General features: G+C 64.6%; 10 protein-coding genes. 6 read left to right on the top strand and 4 right to left on the bottom strand.

What is annotated here, in order from left to right:
* Both EN964_RS08310 and EN964_RS08305 read right to left on the bottom strand, forming a co-directional pair.
* The coding region (locus EN964_RS08310; RefSeq protein ID WP_164775762.1) for an NAD(P)/FAD-dependent oxidoreductase at positions 1 to 1,642 on the bottom strand (1,642 nt) is incomplete at its 3' end.
* A 115-nt stretch (positions 1,643 to 1,757) separates the two neighbouring features.
* On the bottom strand, positions 1,758 to 2,702 hold the full coding sequence (locus EN964_RS08305; protein WP_127273418.1) for a MurR/RpiR family transcriptional regulator: 945 nt from the start codon (positions 2,700 to 2,702) through the stop codon (positions 1,758 to 1,760).
* A 337-nt stretch (positions 2,703 to 3,039) separates the two neighbouring features.
* On the opposite strand from EN964_RS08305, the gene EN964_RS08300 reads away from it, so the two are divergent.
* From EN964_RS08300 to EN964_RS08275, 5 genes are all read left to right on the top strand, one after another.
* Positions 3,040 to 3,867: an ABC transporter ATP-binding protein gene (locus tag EN964_RS08300; protein ID WP_127267334.1), complete on the top strand. Its 828-nt coding sequence runs from the start codon at positions 3,040 to 3,042 to the stop codon at positions 3,865 to 3,867.
* A complete protein-coding gene (locus EN964_RS08295) occupies positions 3,864 to 4,712 on the top strand; it encodes an ABC transporter permease (protein ID WP_127267335.1) in 849 nt (282 codons plus the stop codon). The genes EN964_RS08300 and EN964_RS08295 overlap by 4 nt, the downstream gene beginning before the upstream one ends.
* Before the next feature lie 71 nt (positions 4,713 to 4,783).
* Complete coding sequence (locus EN964_RS08290) at positions 4,784 to 5,947, top strand: ABC transporter substrate-binding protein (RefSeq protein WP_127267336.1); 1,164 nt, start codon at positions 4,784 to 4,786, stop codon at positions 5,945 to 5,947.
* Positions 5,948 to 6,210: 263 nt separating this feature from the next.
* Positions 6,211 to 7,302: a Gfo/Idh/MocA family protein gene (locus tag EN964_RS08280; RefSeq protein ID WP_127267337.1), complete on the top strand. Its 1,092-nt coding sequence runs from the start codon at positions 6,211 to 6,213 to the stop codon at positions 7,300 to 7,302.
* A gap of 201 nt (positions 7,303 to 7,503) precedes the next feature.
* A complete protein-coding gene (locus tag EN964_RS08275) occupies positions 7,504 to 8,940 on the top strand; it encodes an amidase (RefSeq protein WP_127267338.1) in 1,437 nt (478 codons plus the stop codon).
* A gap of 226 nt (positions 8,941 to 9,166) precedes the next feature.
* On the opposite strand, the gene EN964_RS08265 is transcribed toward EN964_RS08275, so the two are convergent.
* A complete protein-coding gene (locus EN964_RS08265; protein ID WP_127267339.1) occupies positions 9,167 to 10,411 on the bottom strand; it encodes a Xaa-Pro peptidase family protein in 1,245 nt (414 codons plus the stop codon).
* Between the two features lie 68 nt (positions 10,412 to 10,479).
* Positions 10,480 to 11,046, bottom strand: coding sequence for an invasion associated locus B family protein (locus EN964_RS08260; protein WP_236382972.1), 567 nt, complete (start codon positions 11,044 to 11,046; stop codon positions 10,480 to 10,482).
* A 258-nt stretch (positions 11,047 to 11,304) separates the two neighbouring features.
* On the opposite strand from EN964_RS08260, the gene EN964_RS08255 reads away from it, so the two are divergent.
* Positions 11,305 to 14,439 (top strand): inverse autotransporter beta domain-containing protein (locus EN964_RS08255; RefSeq protein ID WP_206528700.1); only part of this gene is annotated, 3,135 nt, incomplete at its 3' end.

Raw genomic sequence — 14,439 nt, 5'->3', positions numbered from 1 at the left:
TCCACATGTTGCGCAGCTCGCCTTGCCAGGGTCCGGGGTCGCCCTTGACGCCCGAGCCAAGCCCCCAGCAGGGGCCGACCTTGTCGGCGACTTCGCGCGAGACGATCGAAGCCACCGTCTCGTTCATCGACTGATAGCCGGTGCAGGCGATGATGGCGTCGGCGGCGAGTTCACTGCCGTCCTCGAACAGGATGCCGCTCGGGGTCAGCGACTTGATGGCGACGCCGCTGCGGATGCCGATCTTGCCGTCGATGATCAGGTCGGAAGCGCCGACATCGATATAGTAGCCGGAGCCGGTGCGGTAGGCCTTCATCAGAAGGCCGGTCTCGTCGTCGCCGAAATCGAGGGCGAAGCCGGCGGCGCGCAAGCGGTCGTAAAAAGCCGCGTCGCGCGCCTTGATCACCTCGTAAAGCGCCCGCTGGCCCTTGGGCACCAGCGCGAACGGCGTCGAGGCGACGATCATGTCGGCCTTCTCGGTGGTGATGCCGCGCGCCAGTGCGTCTTCCGAGAAGATCTCGAAGCCGACTTCCATCAGCGTGTCCGATTTGACCACCGTCGTCGGCGAACGCTGGATCATGGTGACCTCGGCGCCGCTTTCCCAGAGGTCGACGCAGACATCGTGGCCGGAGCTGGCCGCGCCGATGACCGCGACTCGTCTGCCGCGGAATTTGTCGCCGCTGGCATACTGGCTGGAGTGCAGCAACTCGCCCTTGAACCGGTCGGCGCCCGGCAGATCGATCCGCCGTGGCGGACCGTAGGCGCCGGTGGCGAAGACGATGTGCTTCGGCTTCAGCGTGATCTGGCGGCCGACGCGGTCGACGACCACGGTCCAGACTTTTTCGGCCTCATCATAGGACGCGCTCAGGCATTTCGTGGCGACCCAGTAATTGAGCTCCATGACGCGCGTGTACATTTCCAGCCAGTCGCCCATCTTGTCCTTGGGCGTGAACACCGGCCAGTTTTCGGGGAAGGGAATGTAGGGCAGATGGTCGTACCAGACCGGATCGTGCAACACGAGCGTGCGATAGCGGTTGCGCCAGGAATCGCCCGGCCGCGCATTCTTCTCGATGACGATGGTGGGCACGCCGAGCTGGCGCAGCCGCGCCCCCAGCATGATGCCGCCCTGGCCGCCGCCGATGACCAGGCAGTAGGGCTGTTCCTCGGTGCCGAGCTCGCGCGTCTCGCGCGCCCGCGCCTCCGACCAGGTCTCGCGCCTGGGATCGGCCTTGTGGCGCACGCCAAGCGGCCGCTTCGCCCCCTTGCGCTCCTCGAAGCCTTTCAGGTCCGTCATTGCCGTGAACAGCGTGCGGCAGCGGCCGTCGCGCAGCCGCATGATGCCCTCTCCCCTGGCCACCGCGGTTTCGAAGCTGAACCACGCCTCGATGGTGCCATCGTCCGAGATCGCCTCGCCGGTCAGTTGCCACGCGCTCGGCTTGGCCGTCGCCAGCGTCGCCGCCAGCATGTCGGCGATCGCCTCGCGGCCTTCCATGGTGGTGATGTTCCAGGTGAAGGTCAGGAGATCGCGCCAGTAGCAATCGTCGACGAACAGGTTGCTCGCAGCGGCCACGTCGCCGGCTGCGAGTGCCTGCGCCAGGGATTCGAGCCATGCGGCTGCCTGTTTCGTCGGTGCTATTTCGAGCATTTCTTTCCCTCTTTGTGCATGCGCCCAATCCAAGTTGGGATCATCAATTGTTGAACTCGGCGCCGCCCCTCATCCGCCTGCCGGCACCTTCTCCCCGTGAACGGGGAGAAGGGAGCTAGTCTCCGAGCGGCTCCATCTCCTTGCCGGTGCGGTGGATCTGGGCGTTGTATTTGATGCGGCGCACGGTCTCGCGGGCCGAACCGTCGAGCTTGTAGGCCGAGGCCACCGCCAGAAGGTCGATCGCCGCCAGGAAGGCGAAGCGCGAGGCCGTCGGCTTCAGCGTGTCGGGATATTCGGGCACCGCCACCGTCAACCTGACGTCGCAGGCGCGGGCGAGTTCGGTGTCGGGCGCGGTTACGGCGATGGCGTTGGCGCGGTAGTGCTTGGCGAGCTCGACGGCCTCGATCACCTCGCGGGTGCGTCCGGTCGCCGAAATGGCGATCACCAGATCGCCCGGCTTGAGCGTCGAGGCGGTCATGCGCATCAGATAGGGGTCGCACTGGGCGCTGACGGTGATGCCGTAGCGGAACAGCCGGTATTGGGTTTCCTGCGCCAGCGCCGAGGAGCTGCCGCCGAGGCCGAACACGGTGACCTGGCGCGCCTTGGCGATCAGATCGGCGGCTTTCTGCAGCTGCGCCGGGTCGAGCTGCCGCTCGGCCTCCTGCAGCGCCCGGCGCGCCTCGCCGAATACGGCGTTCCAGAACGGCATGCCATTGTCATTGCTGACGGAGGGCGACTTGGCCAGATAGAGCGCACCGACGACGAGGCTCTGCGCCAGCTTCAGCTTGAAGTCGCGCACGCCCTCGCAGCCGATGGCGCGGCAGAACCGGGTCACCGTCGGTTCGCTGACCCCGGCGCGCTGGGCAAGGGCGGCGTTGGAGGCGTCGACGGCATATTTGACGTCGTCGAGCACGACATCGGCGACACGCCGTTCGGCCGGGCGCAATTCGCTGTAGGAATCCTTGACCAGCGAGATGATGTCGGGAATGCGCCGGACAGGATCGCGCCCCTCGGTATCCTGGCCTGGAACAGGCTCGTCCTGGCTGCCAGCTTCGTTCATGGGGTCCTGGTCTTTCCCTGGGTTGCGAGGCTGCCGTCTTAGCATGTTTGCACGCCCTGGCTCCACGCGCCCGACCGCATCGCAACCGCAGCGTGTCGTAGGGTAAAGATCACCTTCCTCCGGTCCTCTCCGATCCGTGTCAGTTCCGAAGTATGTAGGAAAGCAACATGCATTTCAAGGCCGCAAAACCGATATTAAAACAAGCAGATAGGCATACTAATCGATTTTCCTGATACGGTGGCCATCGTCGGTGCTTGACAGGAAAGTAGGATAGTTACAGACTGATTTTCGCTGGGGATGAGCCAATGGATCATCGCGCAATCTTCCCGGGGGGCAGATGAATACGGGCGATGCAAAAAAGCCGAAGCTTGGCGTGCAGGCAGCGACCAAGATCTATCACACGGCCTCCGGCGACCTGCTGGCGCTGGACCGCTGCAGCCTAGATGTCAGCGCCAATGAAATCGTCTCGATCGTCGGCCCTTCCGGCTGCGGCAAGACCACGCTCTTGTGGTCGATGTCGGGCCTGCACAGCCTGACCAGCGGCGAGATCCGGCTCGATGGCAAGGCCATCACCGGTCCGCATCCCGATATCGGCATCGTCTTCCAGGAGGCGAACCTCCTGCCGTGGCGCAATCTCGACGCCAACATCCGCTTCCCTTTCGAGATCAAGGGCGAGAAGCCGGACCGGGCGTGGATCGCGCATCTGCTCAACCGGGTCGGGCTCGACGGCTTCGGCGGCAAGTTTCCGCGTGAGCTGTCGGGCGGCATGCAGCAGCGTGCGGCGATCGTGCGGGCGCTGGCGCTGAAGCCCTCGGTGCTTTTGATGGACGAGCCGTTCGGCGCGCTCGACAGCTTCACCCGCGAGGAGATGAACCGGCTGGTCGAGGAGATCTGGCTCGACACCAAGACAACGATCGTCTTCATCACCCACTCGATCGAGGAGGCGATCTTCCTCTCCGACCGGGTCGTGGTGCTGAGCGCCCGGCCGGGCCGCGTCGCCAAGGAATATCGCGTGCCGTTTGCGCGGCCACGCTCGCTGGAGATCATGGCGACGAAGGAGGTCTTCGACCTCACCAACCGTATCAAGATGGACATTGTCGGCGAACGCACGCGGCCAAAAGCGCCGGAGCGCGCGAGCGCCGAGATCGTGAGGATCAGGCCGTGAGCGGAGGCGACGCCATTCCGGAATTCTCCAAATCCAAGTCTGCCGACGGCCACGAGGTCAGCCTGACCAATCTGTCGGCCTTCGCCAGCGGCCCCGGCATCAAGTCGGGCAAGGAGGTGGCGGCCATTCTTGCCGTGGCGGTGATCATCATCGGCGGCATCGAACTGGCGCTGCGGCTGTTCCACGTGCCGCTCTACATCATGCCGCCGCCGAGCTCGATCGCCTATGCGCTGTTCGACGAGTTCCCGCTGATCGCGCCGCATCTCGGCTACACGCTCGTCGAGCTGGTGTCCGGCTTCACCATCGGCGCCATCATCGGCCTGGTGCTGGCCGCCGTCATCACCCAGTTTCCGTTCGCCGAGAAGATCGTCGCGCCCTACATCCTGCTTCTGGTCACCACGCCGATGCTGGCACTGGTGCCGCTTCTGATCCTGCGCTTCGGCTTCGGCTACACGCCGCGCATCATCGCGGTGGCGCTGGCCGCCGGGCCGATGGTGATGATCAATGCCGCCACCGGCTTTCGCCGCGTCGACAGCGCCAAGATCGCGCTGGCACGCTCCTATGGCGCCAGCACCCTGCAGATCTTCTGGAAAATCCGAGCGCCGATGGCGCTGCCGATGATCCTGGTCGGGCTGATGATCGGCGCCATCTTCGGTCTGCTGACCGCGGTCGGCGCCGAAATGGTCGGCGGCGGCTTCGGCCTCGGCAACCGGCTGACCACCTATTCGTCGATGATCCAGATGCCGCAGTTCTTCGCCGTGGTGCTGATCCTGTCGACGCTCGGCATCCTGATCTACGTGCTGTTCTTCCTGATCGGCAAGAAATGGGCGAGCTGGGAGGCTTGAACACAGGGATATGACGGCGCGCCCGGGAGGCGGCGGCAAGAGACTGACATCAAACAAAAAAGGGGAATGCTATGACCAAAGAAAACTCCATCAGCCCGGCGGGCATCAGCCGCCGCTACTTCCTGCAGGTGACCGGCGCCGGGCTGGTGACCGCGACGGCGCTTGGCGCCACCGGCCTCAAGGCCAGGGCCGAACCCTACGGAAAATTCACCTGGATCTCGCCGCGCGGCACGCTCGAAGTGCTCGACGACTATCCCTACTGGGCAGCCAAGAAGGCCGGCTATTTCGATGGGCTGGACACCGACATGCAGCCGGGGCCGTCGGACGGCACCGCGACGGTGAAGTTCGTCGATGTCGGCCAGGCCGATATGGGCTTCCCGTCGCCCGGCGTGTTCTCTTTCGCCATCCAGAACGGCATGAAGCTGAAGTCGGTGTTCCATATGGGCGCCCGCGACACGTTCAGCATCGCCTTCCGCAAGGGCGAGGGATCGAACGATCTGAAGAAGCTGGAAGGCAAGACCATCCTGCTCGGCTCCGCCGCCTGGCAGTCGATCACCGACCCGCTGCTGGCGGCGCAGGGCGTCGACATCAAGAAGGTCAAATATGTCGAAGCCGGCTGGCCGACATGGGGCACGGCTCTTGCCGGCGGCCAGGGCGACGCTGCCCTGTCGTGGGAAGGCCTACGCGCCGAATGGATCGCCAAGGGGCTCGACTTCGAATACTGGCTCGGCGTGCAGAACTCAAAGCTGCCGGCCAATACTTTCGTCGTGCGCGCCGCCGATCTGGAGGACGCCGACAAGAAGGCGTTGCTGGAAAAGTACCTGCGCGGCTGGGCGATGGGCCTCGAATTCGGCTACCAGAATCCCCGCGCGGCGGTCGAAGCGGTGTTCGAGCAGTTCCCGACGCTGGCCAAGAATCTCGGGCCGGAGCTTGGCACCACCTCGATCCTGCAGCAGATCAACGTCTTCCGCGGCGACATGGACAAACGCGGCGGCTGGGGCTCGCACGACATGGCGAGCTGGCAGGGCTTCTTCGACGAAATCCACAAGATCGGCCAGATCACCGCTCCGGTGAAGGCCGAGGATGTCTGCACCAACGATTTGATCGGCCCGGCCAATGATTTCGACAAGGCCAAGGTCAAGGCCGATGCCGACGGCGTCAAGCTGTCGGAAGGTTTTGCCGCGCTCGATGTCGAGAAGATCAAGGCGCATCAGTTCGATTCGGCGGTGAAGTAGGGCTGGCAATTGTCCAGGTCAGCGCCGCCCCTCACCTGCCTGCCGGCATCCTCTCCCCGTAAACGGGGCGAGGGGACGCTGTCGTTGATGATTTCGCCAATCGCCAACATTGCGGCCAGCCCTTTCTCCCCGTCACTATACGGGGAGAAATGCCCGGCAGGGCAATGAGGGGCGGCGCCAACCTAAGGTGATTGTCCTGGATAAACATGCGGGCGACGGCAACAGCGCCGCCTGTGATTTAATCAAGAATTTGGGAGGCAGCGGTGTCCGACAGAGTAAAAGTGCTGGTGGTGGGTCTCGGCAATATGGGTGCGTCGCATGCCAGCGCGTATCACCGGCTCGACGGTTTCGAGATCGTCGGCATTATGAGCCGCTCGATCAAGAGCAACACGAAGATTCCGGGAGAGTTAGCCGGCTACCCACTCTACGAGGATTTCGACCAGGCGCTGAAGGAAACAAAACCGGACGCGGTGTCGATCAACAGCTGGCCGAACACCCACGCCGAATATGCGCTGAAGGCAATCGCCGCCAACTGCCATGTGTTCATGGAAAAGCCGCTCGCCACCAACAATGAGGATGCCGAGAAGGTTGTCGCGGCGGCGCGGGCGAAGAACCGCAAGCTGGTGCTCGGCTATATCCTGCGCGTCCACCCGTCATGGATCAAGTTCATCGAGGTCGGGAAGACGCTCGGCAAGCCGCTGGTGATGCGGCTCAACCTCAACCAGCAGAGCAGCGGCAGCGCCTGGCACTGGCACAAGAACCTGATCGATTCGCTGATCCCGATCGTCGATTGCGGCGTCCATTATGTCGACGTCATGTGCCAGCTGACCGGCGCCAAGCCGGTGCGCGTGCATGGCATCGGCGCCAAGCTCTGGGCGGAAGCCGACAAGCAGAATTACGGCCACCTGCACGTCACCTTCGATGACGGCTCGGTCGGCTGGTACGAGGCGGGCTGGGGCCCAATGATGAGCGAAACGGCCTATTTCGTGAAGGACGTGGTCGGCCCCAAGGGCGCGGTGTCGATCGTCGCCGGCCAGCAGGCAAGCAATGCTGCCGAACTTGCAGAGGTTTCGAGTTCCGCCGACATCGACCGCCACACCAAGACCGATGCGCTGAAGATCCATTATGCTCAGGTCGACGGCGACAAGAATTTCTCGAAGCCCGACGAGATCGTCAGCATGGAGGACGAGCCCGGCCACCAGGAGCTCTGCGACCGCGAGCAGGCCTTCTTCCTGCGCGCCATCCGCGAGGATCTCGACCTCACCGAGCAGATGGATGCGGCGGTCAACAGCCTGCGCATCGTGCTGGCCGCTGAACAGAGCATCGCACTCGGGCGGACCATCGACCTGGCCTGACGCAATCCGGCTGCTGGCGGCAATCGTTTCAGGCCGGCGCTGCCCCTCACCCTTACCCTCTCCCCGTGAAGAACGGGGAGAGGGGGTCGTCAGCGTTGGAGCGTCTCCCTTCTCCCCGTCACTATACGGGGAGAAGGTGCCGGCAGGCGGCTGAGGGGCGGCGCCAACGTTGGCAAGATCAACGAACGACGGGAGAGAGACATGGTCACCGAAAGTCTGCTGAAAACCTATGCCGAGTCCGACGCGCTCGACCTTGCGGCACTTGTGAAGCGGGGCGACGTTTCACCGGGGGAACTGGTGGAGGCGGCGATCACGCTGGTCGAGCGGCTCAACCCGACGCTCAATGCGGTCATCCATCGCCTCTACGACATGGCGCGCGCCCAGGCCGAGACAATCGACACATCAGCGCCCTTCGCCGGCGTGCCGTTCCTGCTCAAGGAGCTGGCCTCGTCCTGGACCGGGGCACCGAACACCAACTCCTCATTCTACCTCAGGGATGTCGTTGCCGATTTCGACACCGAGGTCGTTCGCCGCATGAAGGCGGCCGGGCTGGTGCTGGTCGGCAAGTCGAACGCGCCGGAGAACGGTTGGTCGATCACCACCGAACCAAAACTCTACGGTGTGACCAAGAACCCGTGGAAGGAAGGCATCACGCCCGGCGGCTCGAGCGGCGGCGCTGCCGCGGCCATCGCTTCGCGCATGGTGCCGATCGCCGAGGCCAGCGATGGTGCAGGCTCGATCCGCATTCCGGCCTCCTGCTGCGGTATCGTCGGGCTGAAACCGTCGCGCGGCCGCGTCAGCCTCGCGCCGTTCGGCGACTATTGGTATGGCGGCGCGTACTTCCTGTGCTGCTCGCGCACCGTGCGCGACACGGCGGCCTATCTCGACGCGGTTGCCGGCGCGCTGCCGGGCGACCCCTATACGCCGCCGGTGCCCGATGGTTCTTGGCTCAGCCTGTCGGCACGGGCGCCAAAGAAGCTGCGCATCGGCTTTTCCGTCACGCCACCCAACGGCACGGCGATCGATGCGGAGGTGAAGGCGGCGGTGCTGGCAACCGTGGCTGCGCTCGAGCGGCTCGGCCACGACGTCGAGGAGCACGATATGCCGCTCGACGCGAACGCTGTGTGGAAGACCTACACCAACATGACCTGCGTGCAGACGGCGGCGACGTTCGACTACCTTGAGACGGTGATCGGCCGGCCGGTGACGCCAGGCGATGTCGAGGCGGTGACTTGGGCAATCATCGAGCGCGGCCGCTCGACCAGCGGCACCAGGCACATCTCCGATGTCGAGCAGCTCAGGCAGGTCGGCCGCGACATCGTCGGCGACCTCGGCGCCTACGATATCTTCATCACCCCGACCCTGACGCAGCTGCCGCGTCCGTTCGGCTATTACGACATGTCGGAAACCGACATCGACCGCTACAACGCCAAGTGGGCGGATTCGGTGTTTGCGTTCCCCTTCAACATCTCCGGCCAGCCGGCGATCTCGCTGCCGCTCGGCTGGTCGAAAGACGGCGTGCCGATCGGCGTGCAACTGGTCGGCCGCTACGGTGACGAGGCAACGGTGCTGGCCGCGTCGGCGCAGCTGGAGCAGGAGATGCCGTGGAGCGATCGGCGGCCACCGGTGAGTGGTTAGGTGCTGGCCACCTCACCACCGAGTTCCGTGGCGCCCCCCTCTGTCCTGCCGGACATCTCCCCCTCAAGTGGGGAGATCGGCTGCTACGACCACCTTCGCCAATATTCGACGTTGAAGACGAAGACCGACGCCGAAACAGTCAATCTCCCCACTTGAGGGGGAGATGCCCGGCAGGGCAGAGGGGGGCGCCGTAGAGCGCTATCTTTGAAAAACGACCACGCCCTCGCTACCCAATCCTCTCCAGCCGTCTCGGCAAGCGGTTCATGGCGACAGCCCCGTCCGGTGTGATCAGGAACTGATCCTCGAGATTGAAGCTGGCGAGGCCGTCTATGTAGAGCGGGATCTCGAAGGCCAGCACCATGCCGGCTTCGATGACGACATCGCTATCGGCGGCGATGAACGGCCATTGCTCCGAGAAGACCGACTGGCCGACGCCATGGCCGAAATGACCGCGGCGGTAGGTGCGCAGCCCTTGCCGCGCCAGGCTGTCGGTGGCGACGCGATGCACGTGGGTGAGCGTGGCTCCCGGAACAAGCGCTGCCAGCCCGTCGTCAAAGGCCCGCTCGGCGATCGCGTGCAGTTCGGCCTGCTCGGCGGATGGCGATCCGAAGGTGAAGTTGCGCGACATGTCGGAGGCGTAGCCGCCGACCGTGCAGACCATGTCGCACTTCAGCGGATCGCCAGGCATGGCTTTCGCATCGGTGCTTTTGGCCTTCGCGCCCAGCGTCACATATTCGGCTGTGGCGACCGGATGGGACAGGCCGGACGCGGCCGTGGCGACGCCTTGCCGATAGAGGGCAATGAGATCGCCCTGACGCATGCCGGCCATGGCATCGACCTGCAGCCGCTCCAGCCCGGCTTCCGACAGGATGATGCCTTGCTGGAGCAGATCGATCTCGCGCGGCGACTTGATGGCCCGCAACCTGTCGAGCACGGCCGAGCCGTCGACCATCGTGCAGCCCGGCAGCAGCGCCTGCATGACCGAGAGATCGGCGGCGGGAATAAAATCGAGATCGACGCCGATCCTTGCGCGCTCAAGTCCGAACCCGCTCAGGATCTCCTTCAGTTCGCGGACGGAACGGGCAAGTTCGAATGTTGCCGGCCGGGAAAAACCAGGCGCCCGGCCAGACGAGGCAAGGCCGGCCTCGACGCGTTGCGCCAGCCCTTGCCCTGCGGTCGAGGCGTCAAGCGTGGCGGTTTCGATCCAGATCGGGTGGCTGCGGATGACGGCATCCGACAGAGCCAGTTGCAGCTGTCCCGCATTGAAATCCGCCACCACGACGCCCACCGGCAAGTCTTGGCCAGCCGGGATGACGACGAAGCCGGCGCCGGCGCGCCGGAACAGTCCCGACGGCCCGATCGAGGCTCCGGTCGCATAGTGGAAGGCCTCAGGCGCGCACAGCACCAGCGCCTCGATGCCGGCGCGGTCCATCAGTTGCGCCGCGCGCTGGCGATCGACAAAGCCTGTCATGGGTTTCTCCACTGTCCGAAGCGGCAACGGAGCATTCCGGGTGCGCACAATCAAGCCGCTGACAGCAGCTACTTGATCGATTCCAGCTTGGCGACGGCGGCGGTGAAGCCGGCCAGCGACACCGGGATGGTGACCGGCTTGCGGGTGACCGATTCCATGCCGATGTTCAGATTGGTCCCGGACTTCATGGCCTTGATGAGATCCGCCGACAACGGCGTGGCGGCATAGGCGCCGTTCTGGTCGCTGGTCTGGATGGCAATCGTCGTCTTCTGGCCCTGGTCGATCTGGAAGGAGGCGCCGGACGGCAGGAACAGGCCGTGCGGCAGGGCAAGCAGCATGGCGAGGCTGCCATTGCCGTTGTCGCGGCGCACGGTCACGGTCAGCACGCGCTGCCCGGTCTTGGCCTCGGTCAGGTTCTGCGACACCTGGCACTGAAGCTCGGTGGTCGCCGAACCGGAGGAGCAGTTCACCGCCCACGGATTGGCATCGGCCGGTTTTGCATTGGTTTCAGCCGGCTTTGGCTGGGCCGGCTTGGCATCTTCGGCAAGGGCTGGGCCGGCGGCCAGACCAAGCCACAGGGCGGCCAGCCCCGCGGCCACGCCAAGTAAATTAGACTTGTCTAAAGTAAGTGCCATGTTGTTTTGCCGGATGCCTTGCATGTTTCCTCGCCGCGCCCCGGTATTCTCCCGAGCATGGCTTGATACAACACTCGCGACTGTTCCGAAAGCCGAGCCGGAGGCAAGCAAGCCGGCGAAATTACTGTGGCCTTTCAGACACAGCGAGCAATTTTGCAGGAAAGCTCTAGAAATCGGATCGGCCAGGACTCGCTATACAATAGAATTCGAGTAAGAATCTACACGGGGCGCGTGTAGTCCCCGAAGGACTCGCCAGGGATGGGAACTACCGAGACTTCTCGGCAAGTTGGTGAGATAGCGGCGCGTGGGGAGGATTTCCACATTCGCGCTGGCTATCGCCGTTCGCAAATCGCCAGGCATCTTTGGAAGACGACGGCGCTGACGACGCTGGCGCTCGGTCTTTCCAGTCTGACGGCCCATGCCGATCCGAACGGCCTGTGGCAGCCGCAGATCCGCGCCATCATCGGCGCCGACAACAATGGCGGCAACGGCGCGCTCGAAGGTTTCATCCCGCTCAAGCAGACGGCCGAATCCGTGCTGTTCCTGGATGTCCGGGCCAAGCATGATTTCAAGGATGGTTCCGGCCAGGATGTCGGCCTCGGCATTCGCCGCATCGTCAACCCGGACCTGATGATCGGCGGCTACGCCTATCTCAACCTCGAGAACTACAACTCCACCCAGTTCACCGCCGCCACGCTGGGCGCCGAGGCGATCACGCCACATTTCGATGCGCATGTGAACGTCTATCTGCCGATCAAGGGCGATTCGACGGATCACTCGACCAGTTCGACCCTGTCGATGGTCAGCAACCAGCTGATCGAGCAGATCTCGGTCCTTGACCACCGCGACTACGCCGCGTGGGGCATCGAGGGCGAGATCGGTGCGCAGGTGCCGGTCGCCCTGCCCGACAAGCATTCGCTGCGGCTCGACATCGGCGGCTATCACTTCGAGGATCCGCATGGCGACGACGGCAGCGTCACAGGCGCCAAGGCCGGGTTCGAGTATACGATCGGCGATGTCTTCGGCAGCAACACGGAACTGGTCTTCGCCGGCGAGGTCCGCAACGACAATCGCGACGACACCCAGTTCGCCGGCAGCGTGCGGCTGAACATCCCGTTCAATCCCGGCAGCGGCTCGGACAATGCGGCCAATGGGGCCGACAACGGGCCGGAGCCGGTCTATCCGGTCAGCGAAGGCCTGCGCAAGCGCGTCAACGAACGCGTGCGTGGCGATATCGGGGTCCGCGTCCAGTCGCAGACGCTGACCGGCGGCTCGACGACGCGTGTCGCGATCAACGCCGCCACCAATGCCGCCTTCGGCAAGTTCTATTTCGCCGATGGCGGCCTCGCCGGCGCCGGCACGCTGGCCGACCCGACGACTCTGGACGACGCCGTGACCAAGTCGGGTGCGAACGGCTTTGTCGTCGCGCTTGGCGGCAACGGCAATCTGACGACCGGCGGCGTGACGCTTGCCAATGGACAGACCGTCATCGGCGGCGGCGAAAGCGTCACCGCCAGGCTTTTCGGCGGCGGCACCAGCACCTTCAACCTGGGCGGCAGCGACGGCACGATCCAGGGCACCAACGTCGCCAACCCGGTCATCACGCTGGGCAACGGCAACACGCTCAACGGCATCACCATCACCGGCGGCGCCGACGGCATTTTCGGCAACAACATCACCGGCGCGACGCTGACCAATGTGACGGTCACCGGTGCGGGCGGCAACGGCGCCGACTTCACCGGCAGCTCGACCGGCATCACCGGCTCCAATTTCACCGCCACCGGCAACGGCCTCGATGGCTTGCACATCGAAGGCGACGGCACCTACAATTTCACCGGCACGACGCTGCTGCAGGGCAATCTCGACGACGGTCTCGATATCAGCGGCAAGGGCACCTACACCTTCGCCACCATCAATGCGCAGGACAATACTGACCGCGGCATCACCGTGCAGGGCACGTCGACCGGCGGGACGTTCACCACCACCGGCGGCACAATATCGGGCAATGGCGGCACCGCCGTCTTCATCGATCCGATCACCGCTCATGTGGTGCTGGACTCGATCAGCCAGAGCGGCGGCACGTCGGGCGTCGTGCTCGAGAATGTCGCGGGCAGCTTCACCGTCAACGGTGCGACGACGATCTCCGACACGACCGGACCGGCGATCGCCATTTCGGATTCGCCGGCGGCGATCCGCTTCGGCGACATCAGCATCACCAATCCCGGCGCCGACGGCATCTCGTTTGCCGGCGTCAATGCGGCGGTGGTCACCGGCAACATCGTCATTTCCGGACTGGGTGTCGGCACCGGCGTCGATTTCTCCGGCAGCAAAACCAATTTCACCGCGCAGTCGCTCAACATCACCGGTACCGGTGCCGCCGGTTCGATCGGCATCGACCTGACCTCGCCGAGCGTCGGCGGCGCGGTGATCACCATCACCGCTGGTGGCGTCATCGCCAATGTCGATACCGGCGTGCGGCTGGGCATTGCCGGAACGCCGGGGGCCACGGCCAACGCCGAGTTTACCTTCGGCGGCGGTTCCAGCTCCATCTCCGGCATCACCGCCTCGCTCGATGCGCGCGGGCTCAATGAGGGCAGCGGCCACTACGCCTTCGGCACGACGCAGTTTACCGGCCCGCAACTCTACGATCTGCGCAATTACATCTTCGTCGCGGCCGGGGCTTCGGGCGGCGGCACGTCCATCACCGACCTCGCCTCGATCGATTATGCCGACAGCATTACCGCCAGCGACGCCATCATTGTCCTGGTCAACCGCGGGACGATCGACGACGCCACCGGCTTCTCGCTGAGCGACGGGCAGGAACTGGCGTCGTTCGGCAACGGCCGCGCGTTCTCGCTCGGCGGGGTGCCGTTGAATGTCACCGGCACCAACGTCCATCATGACGAATCCATCTCGGATTCCGCGGGCGCGGCAACGCTGACCAGTTCCGGCGCCGGCGATGTCGTGACGCTGGGCAACGGCAACACATTGCTCGATTTCAATATTTCCGGGGGCGCCGCCGCCGGCATCCACGGCCTGGGCACAAATGGCCTGACCGTCCAGGGCGTGACGGTCAGCAATGTCGCAACCGGCCTCTTCCTCGATGGAGTGGCCGGTACGGTCTCGGTCGACGACCTGACCGTCCAGACCGCATCTGAAACCGGCATCGTGCTTGTCGGTTCGAGCGCGACCGTCAATTTCACCGGCAACACCAAGATCACCAACGCCACCAGTGCGGCGCTGTCCGCCAACAATTTCGACGGCATCGCCACCTTCGACGATCTCGACATCACCGGCGGCGGCGTAGGCATAGGCATCGTCGGCAGCTCCAGCGGAACCTTGACCTTCGGGGTCGGGAGTTCCATCGCCAACACGAGCAGCAACGCCTTCTCC

The sequence above is a fragment of the Mesorhizobium sp. M7A.F.Ca.CA.001.10.2.1 genome (assembly GCF_003998575.1).
In the GTDB taxonomy this organism is placed as follows: Bacteria; Pseudomonadota; Alphaproteobacteria; order Rhizobiales; family Rhizobiaceae; genus Mesorhizobium.
The sequence above is the reverse complement of the archived record's forward strand: the minus strand, read 5'-3'. Positions and strand labels throughout refer to the sequence as shown.

Bases quoted from the DNA above. Each gene is read 5' to 3' on its own strand.
- EN964_RS08300 (WP_127267334.1), top strand. From the start codon at position 3,040: ATGAATACGGGCGATGCAAAAAAGCCGAAGCTTGGCGTGCAGGCAGCG.
- EN964_RS08305 (WP_127273418.1), bottom strand. From the start codon at position 2,702: ATGAACGAAGCTGGCAGCCAGGACGAGCCTGTTCCAGGCCAGGATACC.
- EN964_RS08290 (WP_127267336.1), top strand. From the start codon at position 4,784: ATGACCAAAGAAAACTCCATCAGCCCGGCGGGCATCAGCCGCCGCTAC.
- EN964_RS08260 (WP_236382972.1), bottom strand. From the start codon at position 11,046: ATGGCACTTACTTTAGACAAGTCTAATTTACTTGGCGTGGCCGCGGGG.
- EN964_RS08275 (WP_127267338.1), top strand. From the start codon at position 7,504: ATGGTCACCGAAAGTCTGCTGAAAACCTATGCCGAGTCCGACGCGCTC.
- EN964_RS08265 (WP_127267339.1), bottom strand. From the start codon at position 10,411: ATGACAGGCTTTGTCGATCGCCAGCGCGCGGCGCAACTGATGGACCGC.